The sequence below is a fragment of the Stenotrophomonas sp. SrG genome (genome assembly GCF_050031795.1).
Taxonomy (GTDB): Bacteria; Pseudomonadota; Gammaproteobacteria; order Xanthomonadales; family Xanthomonadaceae; genus Stenotrophomonas; species Stenotrophomonas rhizophila_A.
In genome coordinates this window covers 1-240 of sequence record NZ_JBNBBE010001084.1, presented here as the reverse complement: position 1 = coordinate 240, position 240 = coordinate 1, and the positions used below count along the sequence as shown (strand labels likewise).

Sequence of the window (240 nt, the reverse complement as noted above, 5' to 3'; positions counted from 1 at the left end):
CGCCGCGGGCCAGCTCACCGGCCGCATCGCGCATGACTTCAACACCCCCCTGACCGTGCGCCCGGGCCCCGTGGAGACCGCCACGCTGCTCACCGAACGACTGGGCGCTGTGGCGGACGGCTCCCCGCGCGCGCTGGACCCCGCCCAGACGGGCGCGACGCGCGCGGCCACGCTCACCCAGCGCCCGCTTGCGATCTCGCGCCGGCAACCCCAGCGCAGCCCGCCGGTCGACCCCCATGC

1 pseudogene is annotated in these 240 nt (G+C 77.9%); it reads left to right on the top strand.

Going from position 1 to position 240, the window contains the following annotated elements:
* Positions 1 to 240: pseudogene (locus tag ACQG3P_RS22815) on the top strand (hybrid sensor histidine kinase/response regulator); the annotation flags it as partial.